The 9,041-nt window shown below is 71.9% G+C and carries 7 protein-coding genes and 1 pseudogene; 3 read left to right on the plus strand and 5 right to left on the minus strand.

Translation table 11 applies throughout. The features are described 5' to 3' along the window. The 5 genes and pseudogenes from AB0I76_RS16135 to AB0I76_RS16155 form a co-directional block, all read right to left on the minus strand. Positions 1-293 (minus strand): annotated as a pseudogene (locus AB0I76_RS16135) (hypothetical protein); the annotation flags it as partial. Then, positions 290-1,051 (minus strand): carbohydrate ABC transporter permease, encoded by a 762-nt coding sequence (locus AB0I76_RS16140; protein ID WP_357035384.1) that lies wholly within the window; start codon positions 1,049-1,051, stop codon positions 290-292. The pseudogene AB0I76_RS16135 and the gene AB0I76_RS16140, both read right to left, overlap by 4 nt. A 122-nt stretch (positions 1,052-1,173) precedes the next feature. Beyond that, positions 1,174-2,157 carry a sugar ABC transporter permease gene (locus AB0I76_RS16145; RefSeq protein WP_357035363.1) on the minus strand — a complete coding sequence of 328 codons (984 nt, stop codon included), beginning with the start codon at positions 2,155-2,157 and terminating at the stop codon, positions 1,174-1,176. A gap of 29 nt (positions 2,158-2,186) precedes the next feature. Beyond that, positions 2,187-3,536: an extracellular solute-binding protein gene (locus AB0I76_RS16150; protein ID WP_357035367.1), complete on the minus strand. Its 1,350-nt coding sequence runs from the start codon at positions 3,534-3,536 to the stop codon at positions 2,187-2,189. Between the two features lie 19 nt (positions 3,537-3,555). After that, positions 3,556-4,686 (minus strand): LacI family DNA-binding transcriptional regulator, encoded by a 1,131-nt coding sequence (locus tag AB0I76_RS16155; RefSeq protein WP_357035370.1) that lies wholly within the window; start codon positions 4,684-4,686, stop codon positions 3,556-3,558. A gap of 240 nt (positions 4,687-4,926) precedes the next feature. Between AB0I76_RS16155 and AB0I76_RS16160 the strand changes: the two genes are divergently transcribed. From AB0I76_RS16160 to AB0I76_RS16170, 3 genes are read left to right on the plus strand one after another with little or no spacing between them, the layout of a single operon-like run. After that, positions 4,927-6,255, plus strand: a complete 1,329-nt coding sequence (locus AB0I76_RS16160) for a Gfo/Idh/MocA family oxidoreductase (protein ID WP_357035373.1) — start codon at positions 4,927-4,929, stop codon at positions 6,253-6,255. Between the two features lie 30 nt (positions 6,256-6,285). Continuing rightward, positions 6,286-7,707 (plus strand): glucuronate isomerase, encoded by a 1,422-nt coding sequence (gene uxaC / locus AB0I76_RS16165; protein ID WP_357035378.1) that lies wholly within the window; start codon positions 6,286-6,288, stop codon positions 7,705-7,707. Then, the gene (locus AB0I76_RS16170) at positions 7,704-9,008 is read left to right on the plus strand and encodes an enolase C-terminal domain-like protein (protein ID WP_357035381.1); all 1,305 of its coding nucleotides are present in this window, start codon (positions 7,704-7,706) and stop codon (positions 9,006-9,008) included. Before uxaC ends, AB0I76_RS16170 begins: the two co-directional genes overlap by 4 nt. Positions 9,009-9,041 lie beyond the last annotated feature (33 nt).

The following is a 9,041-nucleotide window of genomic DNA, read 5'->3' on the forward strand; positions in this document are numbered from 1 at the left end:
AGCGCGGCCACGTCGAGGGCGAGCAGCCCGGACGCGACGAGCGCCAGCACGCCGACGGCGGCGCCGGAGGGCACGGCCCGCACGAACCGGCCCAGGGACTCCCGGGCCGTCGGCCAGGTGCCGGTGGTGAACCGGTCGCGCACCGCCGCGCTGGCGGTGGCGACGGCCGCCCCGGCGGTCACCACCGGCAGGGCGGCCAGGGTCACCGCGACCCCGAGCACGGCCAGGTCGGTGGCGTCGGTGAGCACGTCCCGCCAGTCGGAGCGGGCGGGCCCGTCCTGCGGCGGCCTCATCCCTTGAGCCCGCTGGTGTTGATGCCCTCGACGAGCATCCGCTGGAAGGCCAGGAAGAACAGGAAGACCGGCAGCAGCGACAGCACCGACATGGCGAACATCGGCCCCACCGCGCTCTGGCTGGTGGAGTCGATGAACAGGGTCAGCGCCACCGGCACCGTGTAGTCCTCCAGCCCGGACAGGAAGACCAGTTGGCGGAAGAAGTCGTTCCAGGTCCAGATGAACGAGAAGATCGCGGTGGTGACCAGCGCCGGCCTGCTCAGCGGCAGGATGACGTGCCGGAAGATGCCGAAGGCGTTGGCTCCGTCGATCTTGGCGGCCTCGTCCAGCTCCCGCGGGATGCCCCGCATGAACTGCACCATGAGGAAGACGAAGAACGCCTCGGTGGCCAGGAACTGCGGGATCAGCAGCGGCAGGTACGGCCACTCGCCGCCGACCAGCCCCAGGGTGCGGAAGAGGATGTACTGCGGGACGATCAGCACGTGCCCGGGCAGCAGCAGCGTCCCGATCATGACCGCGAACCACAGGCCGCGCAGCCGGAACCGCAGCCGGGCGAAGGCGTACGCGGCCAGCAGGCAGGAGATCCCGTTGCCGACGACGGTGAGCAGGCTGACCATCGCGCTGTTGAGAAAGAACCGGCCGAAGCTGAGGTCGAAGTTCGTCCAGCCGGCGGTGTAGTTGCCGGGGGTGAACGCCTCGGGCAGCAGCCCGACGTTGTTGACGATCTCCTCCTGGCTCTTGAACGACGTACCGATCATCCAGAACAGCGGGTAGAGCACGACCGCGACGATCGCGATCAGGACGACCAGGCGCAGGGCCTGGCCGCCGGTGGCCCGGCGCGGCGCGCGCCGCCCGGTCGCCGCCGGGGCTGCCGTCGCCGTCACCTGTCCTCCCCGTCGGAGTAGTGGACCCAGAAGCGTCCGGTGCTGAAGAAGATGGCCGTGATGACGGCGATCGCGACCAGGAAGACCCAGGCCATCGCCGAGGCGTAGCCCATCTCCAGGTCGGTGAAGCCGGTGATGTAGAGGTTCAGCGTGTACATCAGGGTGGAGTCGACCGGGCCGCCGGTGCCGTTGCTCAGCACGAAGGCGGCCGTGAAGCCCTGGAAGCCGTTGATGGTCTCCAGCACCAGGTTGAAGAAGATGACCGGGGAGAGCATCGGAAGGGTGACGTTGCGGAACCGCCGCCAGCGGCCGGCGCCGTCGACGGACGCCGCCTCGTACAGCTCGGTGGGCACCTGCTTGAGACCGGCCAGGAAGATCACCATGGGGGCGCCGAACTGCCAGATGGCCAGCACCATCAGGGTCTCCAGGGCCCAGTCCGGGTCGTTCACCCAGGGTGCGCCCTCGACGCCGAACAGACCCAGCAGCGAGTTGAACGCGCCGTCGCGGTTGAACATGTTCACCCAGACGATGGCCAGGGCGACGCTGCCGCCGAGCAGCGACGGCAGGTAGAACAGGCTGCGGAACAGCCCGACACCGCGCCAGGCCCGGTTGAGCAGCAGCGCCACGCCGAGGGCCGCCGCGAGCTTCAACGGCACGGCCACCAGCGCGAACGTCACCGTCACCCGCACCGAGTGCCAGTACGAGGGGTCGGCGGTGAACATCCGCTCGTAGTTGGCCAGCCCGACCCACTCCACCTCCGACCAGGGGGTGAGGATGTCGTAGTTGGTGAAGCTGAGCCAGAGCGACAGCAGCATGGGGATCGCCGTGACGGCCATCAGGCCGAGCAGCCAGGGCGACAGGAAGACGTAGCCGGCCAGGCCCTCGCCGTGCCGGGGCCGCCCGACCCCGCGCCCGGAGGCGGGGGTCGGGACGGATCCGGTACGCGCTCGGGTCGGGTCGGGCGCCGTGGTCAGGGCCACGAGCGGGCTCCTCTCCGTACCTGCGCTTCTCAGGCGATCGCGGCCTTGCAGGCGGCGACGAACTGCTCCGCCGCCTGCGCCGGGGTGGCCCGCCCGTACTGGGCGTTCTCGGCGGCCTTGACCAGCTCGGACTTGACCTTGCTGTGCCCCTTGAGCGGGACCTGCGGGGACTTGCCGAACGTCTGCGCCAGGTCGGACTCGACCTGGATCGACTGCTTCATCGAGGGGTCGGTGACACCCTCGCTGACGGTGCGGCGCAGGTCGAGGTTGGACGGCAGGCCACGGTCGGTGCCGAGGACCTTGACCGCCTCGGGGTCGTTGGCCAGGAAGTTGATCACGTCGACGGCGACGTCGCGGTGCTTGCTGCCCTTGAAGACCGACCAGTACATCGAGGCGCGGGCCCACTGGGCGCTGGGGTCCCCGGGGTACGCGACGACACCCAGCTCGTCCTTGGTGTTCTTCTTCAGCTCCGGCATCTGGTTGACCCAGACCCAGCTGGTCGCGGCCTTGCCGGTCACGACGAGCTGCTTGGTGATGTCGGTGACGTTGCCCTCGTGGATGACGTCCGGGGTGGGGGTCGCGCCCCGGTCCCGGGCTCCCTTCCACAGCTCGAACCAGCGGGTCACGTCCTCGGCGGCGAAGCCCAGCTCCTTGCCGGAGTACAGGTCCTTGCCCTGCTGGCGCAGCCACACCCAGAACGCCTTGTAGTCGGCGCTCGGGTCCTGGGTGCCGGGGACCCTGGTCTTCTTCGCGACCTGCTCGGCCCAGGCGACGTGCTCCTCCCAGCTCATCCCGGTGGTCGGCTCGGGCAGGCCGTTCTTCGTCAGCAGCGTCTTGTTGTAGACCAGGCCCTGGGTGTTCTCCCCGGCGGCGAGGCCGGCGAGCTTGCCGTCGACCGACCCGTACTGCCAGAGGCTCTCCGGGAACCTGGACACGTCCAGGTCGCCGGAGTCCTTGTAGGACGTCAGGTCGAGGGTGGTGTTGCGGGCGGCGTACTCGGCCAGGTAGTTGTCGTCGATCTGGAAGATGTCCGGCGGGTTGCCGCCGGCGGTGAGGGTCGCGAGCTTGTCGAAGTAGCCCTGGTTGGCCTGCCACGTCTTCTCGAAGGTGACGTTCGGGTGCTTCTTCGTGTAGAGGGCCAGGGCCTCCTCGGTCAGCTTCGCCCGGGCCTCGCCGCCCCACCAGAAGATGGAGAGCTTGACCGGTTCGTTCGGGTCGGAGCCGCCGGCCTCCTCGTCGCCGCACGCGGCGGCGCCGAGGACCAGCGGCAGGGCGACGACCGCGGCGAGCAGGCCGCGCAGGAGTCGCCGGCGGGGCACGGGGGTACGGTGAACGGGCACGGCCGGCGTGCCAGTGGTGGGGGGCGTTGCGGGGTGCATGTGCGCTCACTCCTCGGGCTTAGGAGGCGACGACGCCACCGGTGGCCACGGTCGGGCGACCCGGGCCCGCAAGGCGATGCGGGCCCGGGACTACCACCTGGGCGTCGGGACCGGGCGGACCGTCAGCCGGCGCGGCTGCGGTCGAATCACGGATGACCAGTTCGGTGCGGAGCATTACCTGTGCGGTGGTGCGACGGTCGTCGGTGGCGCCGCTCCGGCCGCCGCCGCGTGACCCGCGGGCGGCGACGCTGTCGTGTTGCAGGAGCATGTCGACGGCCGTCCGGCCGGCGGCGGCCGTGGGCGTGGCCACCGTCGTCAACTTGGGCCGGGTGAGCCGGCTGAGGGTGATGTCGTCGATGCCGACGACGCTGACGTCCTGCGGGACGCGCAGCCCGAGGGCGTCCAGGCCCTCGATGAGGCCGATGGCCATCAGGTCGTTGTAGGCGAGCACGGCGGTGACCCCGGCCCGGCGGACCTGTTCGGCGAGGGCGCCGCCGCCGGTCTCGGTGGGCTGGTTGGGGCCGAGCACGGTCAGCTCGGCGCCCCCGGAGCGGGCCGCGACGCCGGCCGCACGGCGGATCTCGCGACTGGTCCACGACCCGCGGGGCCCGCTGAGCAGGGCGATGCGCCGGTGACCGAGGTCGAGCAGGTGCTCCATCGCGGCGCGGGTGCCCTGGCCGACGTCCATCGTGACGCAGGGCAGGCCGGTGACCTGGCGGTTTATCACCACCAGGGGGACCTCGCGGCTGAGCTGCTCGATGAGGCTGTTGCTCATCCGGGGACTGCACAGCAGTACCCCGTCCACCTGCTTGGCCAGGGCGTGGACCAGCTCCTCCTCGGCGATCGGGTCCTCGTTGGTGTCGGCCACGAACACGTGGTAGTCGCGCTGCCGCGCCTGGCTCTCCGCCGCCTTGATCAGGGGCGGGAAGAACGGGTTGGCGATGTCGGCGATGATCAGGCCGATGTTGTGCGTGCGGCCGGTGATCAGGGCCCGGGCGGCCCGGTTGGGTCGGTAGCCGAGCTCCTCCGCGCAGGCCAGCACCCGGCCCCGGGTCTCCGGGTTGACCAGGTGCGGGGCCGAGAACGTGCGGGAAACCGTGGAGATGTGCACGCCGGAGGCCCGGGCGACGTCTCGGATCGTGGCTGGCACGGCGGGGCCCTTCGTCCAATGTGGCTGGGGTCACGTCAGGTGCCGCCAATTAATGCAAACGGTTGCGCCGGTGTCAACGGTCGATGGTTACGGATGCGTTGCGGTCGCGCTCCCACCATGCGCTCAATTAACCAGGAAAGCGGATGTATGCCGCCGGTTTGGCATCGATCGTTGACGACGTCGTCCGGGTCGTGGTTACTTCAACTGCAAAGGTTTGCAGCATCCGGGAGGCGGTCGTCCATGTCGTCCAGAGCCGGTGAGCGGACCCGGTACGCCCTGGTGGGCACCGGATCCCGCGCCGAGATGTTCGTCCGGGCCCTGGTGCGCGACCACGCCGACGCCGCCGAGCTGGCGGCGTTCGCCGACGTCAACCAGGCCCGGATGGACGCGCACAACCGGTGGCTCGCCGAGCTCGGACAGGCGCCGGTGCCGACGTACCGGGCCGCCGACCTGGCCGCGATGCTCACCAAGGAACGCGTGGACGTGCTGCTGGTGACCAGCGTGGACGACACGCACGCCGGGCACGTCGAGACCGCGCTGCGGGCCGGGTGCGACGTGGTGACCGAGAAGCCGATGACCACGGACGTGGCCGGCTGCCGGCAGATCCTCGACGCCGTCGCCGAGACCGGCCGGCAGGTACGGGTGGCGTTCAACTACCGCTACAACCCCCTGCACGAGCGGCTGCGCGAGCTGCTCGCCGACGGCGCGGTCGGCGAGATCGGCTCCGTGCACTTCGAGTGGCTGCTCGACGTCCGGCACGGCGCCGACTACTTCCGGCGCTGGCACCGGGACAAGGCCCGCTCGGGAGGTCTGCTCGTGCACAAGGCCGGCCACCACTTCGACCTGGTCAACTGGTGGCTGGACGCGACTCCGGTGGAGGTCTTCGCCGCCGGCCGGCTGTTCTTCTACGGCGAGGCCGGCCGCCGCCACGGGTACGCCCGCGACTACGACCGGGCGCACGGCTCCCCCGCCGCCGGTAACGACCCGTTCGCGCTGCGCCTGTCCACGCACCCCCGGCTGCGCGAGCTGTACCTGGACGCCGAGGCCGAGGACGGCTACCACCGCGACCGCAACGTCTTCGCCCCCGGCGTGACCATCGAGGACGACATGGCGGTGCTCGCCCGCTACTCGACCGGCGCGACGATGACCTACCACCTCACCGCGTACGCGCCCTACGAGGGCTACCGGGTGATGGTCAACGGCAGCCGGGGCCGGCTGGAGCTGGAGGTGGTGGAGAGCGACCATGTCAGCCCGACGGCGGCCGGCGCGCTGAAGGGCTCCGCGCTGCACGGCGACGAGGCGGCGCGGGAGACCGGCGGCGCGACGCTCACCCTGCGCCCGTTCTGGCGACCGCCGGTCGCGGTGCCGGTGCGGGGGCACACCCGGCAGGGACACGGCGGCGCCGACGCCCGGATGACCCGGGTGCTGCTCGGCCGGGAGACGGACCCGCTGGGCCGGGCGGCCACCGCTCGCGACGGCGCCCTCGCCCTGCTCACCGGCCTGGCCGCGAACCACTCCCTCACCACCGGCGCCCCCGTCCGGGTCGCCGACCTGCTCGACCTCCGCTGAGCCGTGAACCCGTCCCGAGGAGTCCCATCCGTGCCGACGACCGACCTGCTCTTCCCCGCCGATCCCGCGCAGCGCGCAGTGGCCCGCCGCCTGTACGCCCTCGCCGCGCCGCAGCCGATCATCTCCCCGCACGGGCACGTCGACCCGGCGATCCTGGCCGAGGACCGGCCGTTCCCGGACCCGGCGCGGCTGCTGATCGTGCCCGACCACTACCTGACCCGGATGCTGCTCAGCCAGGGCGTGCCCCCGGCCGACCTGGGCGTGCCCACCCGCGACGGCGGCCCGGTGGAGACCGACGGCCGGACCATCTGGCGGCGGTTCGCGGCGCACTGGCACCTGTTCCGGGGCACCCCGTCGCGGCTGTGGCTGGAGCAGACCTTCACCGACGTGTTCGGCGTGACCACCCCGCTGTCGCCCGACACCGCCGACGCGGTCTACGACGAGCTGGCGGCCCGGCTGGCCGAGCCGGAGTTCCGGCCCCGGGCGCTGTTCGAGCGGTTCGGCATCGAGGTGCTCGCCACCACCGAGTCGCCGTTGGACGACCTGGGGCAGCACGCGAAGCTCGCCGCCGACGGCTGGGGCGGGCCGGGCGGCCGGGTGATCACCACGTTCCGGCCGGACAACGTGGTCGACATGGAGTTCGACGACTGGGCGGTCAACGTCGAGCGCCTGGGCGAGATGGCCGGCGAGGACACCGGCACGTACGCGGGCTTCCTGGCCGCCCTGCGGCAGCGCCGCGCGGCGTTCGTCGCGGCGGGCGCCACCTCCTCCGACCACGGCCACCCCACCGCCCGCACCCTCGACCTGAGCGCGACGGAGGCGGCGGCGCTCTACGACCGGGGCCGGCGCGGGCTGGCCGACGCCTCCGACGCGGAGACGTTCCGGGCGCACATGCTGCTGGAGTTCGCCCGCATGTCGCTCGACGACGGCCTGGTGCTGCAACTGCACCCCGGCGCGGTCCGCAACCACAACCGCTGGCTGTACGCGCGGCACGGCCGGGACGTCGGCGGCGACCTGCCGCAGGCGACCGAGTACCTGCACGCGCTCACCCCGCTGCTGGACGCGCACGGCAACGACCCCCGGCTGCGGGTGGTGCTCTACACGCTCGACGAGTACACGTTCACCCGCGAGCTGGCCCCGCTCGCCGGCGGGTACGCCGCCCTGTACCTGGGCGCGCCCTGGTGGTTCCTGGACTCGCCGGAGGTGCTGCGCCGCTTCCGCGAGTCGGTCACCGAGTCGGCCGGCTTCTACAACACCGCCGGGTTCGTCGACGACACCCGCGCGTTCTGCTCCATCCCGGTACGCCACGACGTGGCCCGCCGGGTCGACGCCGCGTACCTCGCCCGGCTGGTCACCGAGCACCGGCTCGGCGAGGACGAGGCCGCCGAGACCGTCGTCGACCTCGCGTACCGGCTGCCGAAGACCGTCTTCCGGATCGGGGAACCCGTATGAGTGTCCGCATCACCGACGTCGACGTGCACGACGTCCGCTTCCCCACCGCCGCCACCGGCGACGGCTCGGACGCGATCAACCGGGGCGACTACTCGGCGACGTACGTGGAGCTGCGCACCGACGCCGGTGTCACCGGGGCCGGGTTCACCTTCACCAACGGCCGCGGCAACGAGATCACCTGCGCGGCGGTACGGGCGTTGGCCCACCACGTGCGGGGCCGGACGATGGAGGACATCGTCGCCGACCCGGTGACGTTCTGGCGCTCGCTCACCGCCGACGTGCAGTTGCGCTGGCTGGGCCCGGAGAAGGGCGTCATCCACATGGCCACCGGCGCGCTGGTCAACGCGGTGTGGGACCTGCGGGCCCGGCTCGCCGGCAGGCCGCTGTGGCGGCTGCTGGCCGAGCTGCCCACCGACGAGCTGGTGGCCAGCGTCGACTTCCACCACATCACCGACGCCCTCACGCCCGACGAGGCCGCCGCCCTCCTCGACAAGGGACTCATCGGCCTGGACGAGCGGCGGGCCGTGCTGGACCGCGACGGCTTCCCGTCGTACACCACCTCGGTCGGCTGGTTGGGCTACCCCGACGACAAGGTTCGGGCGCTGACCCGCGAGGCGTACGCGCGGGGCTGGCGGGCGATGAAGATGAAGGTCGGCGGACCACCGGAGGACGACCTGCGGCGCGCCCGGATCATCCGGTCGGAGATCGGCCCGGAGGCGCTGCTGATGATGGACGCCAACCAGGTCTGGGACGTCGACGAGGCGATCACGAACATGGCGGCCCTCGCGGAGGTGGACCCGTACTGGATCGAGGAGCCGACGCACGCCGACGACGTCCTCGGGCACGCCCGCATCGCCCGCGCGGTCGCCGAGCTGACCGGGGGCCGGTGCCGGGTGGCCACCGGCGAGGTCGCCGCCAACCGGGTCGTCTTCAAGCAACTGCTCCAGGCCGAGGCGATCGGCGTCATGCAGATCGACGCCTGCCGGGTCGGTGGGGTCAACGAGGTGCTCGCGGAGATCCTCCTCGCCGCGAAGTTCGGGGTGCCGGTCTGCCCGCACTCCGGCGGCGTCGGCCTCTGTGAGTACGTGCAGCACCTGGCGGTCTTCGACTACCTCCGGGTCGGCACCAGCCTCGACGGGCGGATGGTCGAGTACGTCGACCACCTGCACGAGCACTTCGTCGACCCGGTGCGGACCCGCGGCGGGCGCTACCTGCTGCCCACCGCGCCCGGCTACAGCGCGGCGATGAAGCCGGAGTCGGTGGCCGCGTACCGCTTCCCGGACGGGCCGGTGTGGCGGTGACCGTCGCCGCCGCCCGGCTCGGCCTGGCCAGCC

Source organism: Micromonospora sp. NPDC049799, assembly GCF_040656655.1.
GTDB lineage: Bacteria > Actinomycetota > Actinomycetes > Mycobacteriales > Micromonosporaceae > Micromonospora.